Source organism: Leifsonia sp. CL147 (assembly GCF_900114565.1).
Lineage (GTDB): Bacteria > Actinomycetota > Actinomycetes > Actinomycetales > Microbacteriaceae > Leifsonia.
Map to the genome: position 1 here is coordinate 1 of NZ_FOTM01000037.1, position 1,366 is coordinate 1,366.

At 66.4% G+C, this 1,366-nt stretch carries 1 protein-coding gene and 1 other annotated feature; the gene reads right to left on the reverse strand.

Going from position 1 to position 1,366, the window contains the following annotated elements:
* Nucleotides 1-27 precede the first annotated feature (27 nt).
* Nucleotides 28-1,313 (reverse strand): IS3 family transposase gene (locus BM287_RS17390; protein ID WP_090042296.1). Its coding sequence is split into 2 segments (ribosomal slippage): nt 28-1,040 and nt 1,040-1,313, totalling 1,287 coding nucleotides; the frame shifts between segments, so codons are not numbered across the junction.
* Nucleotides 910-1,044, reverse strand: a sequence feature (AL1L pseudoknot). It overlaps the preceding gene by 135 nt.
* Nucleotides 1,314-1,366: the final 53 nt, after the last annotated feature.

Sequence of the window (1,366 nt, forward strand, 5' to 3'; positions counted from 1 at the left end):
TGAAGCGCCCCAGGTTTCCTGCCGCTCCTATGCGGGTTGCGGCTCTCGGGTGAGGGTCGCGTAGTGGGCTTGCTCGTACTCGGCAGGTGGGACATAGCCGAGGGTCGAGTGAAGCCTACGAGTGTTGTACCAGTCGACCCAGCCGGCGGTCGCGAACTCGACGTCCGAGATCGTCTTGAGTGGCCTGTCGTGGAACACGGTCGTTCGGATGCACTCGGCCTTGTAGAGTCCGTTGATCGTCTCCATCAGCGCGTTATCGTATGCGTCGCCGACGGACCCGATCGAGGGCGCGATGCCATCGAGCGCGAGCTTGTCTGTGTAGGCCAGCGAGACGTATTGAGAGCCGGCGTCCGAATGCGCCCGCAACTGCTGTGGCTGGATCGGGTGGCCTTGCCGTCCACGTTCCCAGAGCGCCATCCGCAGCGGGATCATCACGAGCTCGACCTGCTTGGTAGTCTGCGCATGCCAGGCAACGATGCGTTGCGAGTAGACGTCGACGATGAACGCGACGTACACCCACCCTGCCCAGGTGCGGCAATAGGTGAAGTCCATCACCCAGGTGTGATCCGGCCGCGGCGCGGTGAAGTCCCGGTTCAGCAGGTCACCGGCACGGATCCCGTCCTTGGCGGGGATCGTGGTGCGAGTGCCCTTGTCGCGGCGGATCCCCGCCAGCCCGAGCGCCCGCATGGCGCGATCCACCGCGCCACGCGACGCGCCGGGGACCGTGGTGCGGCGGATCAACGCGGTCATCTTCCGCCGCCCATAGAGACCTTCCGGGGTCAGCGCCCGCTGCATCCTCCCGTTGCGTTCGACGGTGGCCCACGCGGCATCGCGGACCGCATCGACGACCAGTGCGTCGGTGACCGTCCGGGCAGCCACGACGCCCTGCCGAAGGGCCCGATAGGTGCGCGCGGCGATCTGCTGGCCCTGCTCGCGCAGGACCCGGCAGATCGACTCGACCGCGTGACCCTCAGCTCTCATCGTGTCGATGAAGCCCAGCATCAATGGTTGCGGGGGTCGAGTTCCCCCACGAAGAAACTCGTCGCCGCCTTCAAGATCGCGACGTCCTCACGGAGCCGCTTGTTCTCCGCCTTGAGCCGCTTGATCTCGGCGTGCTCGACGCTCGTGACACCGTCGCGGGTGCCATCGTCGATATCGGCTTGCAGCACCCACCGGCGCACGGACTCGTGGCCGACACCGACCTGGCGGGCCACGGCCGCTGACGCGGCCGTGAGCGACGGATACTCCGGCCGGTGCTCCCGCACCAGCCGCACCGCACGCTCACGCAACGCGGGATCGATCTTCTTCGGCATGACATACATCCTTCCAACTCAAAAGGATGCGGCATCAAACCTGGGGCGCTTCA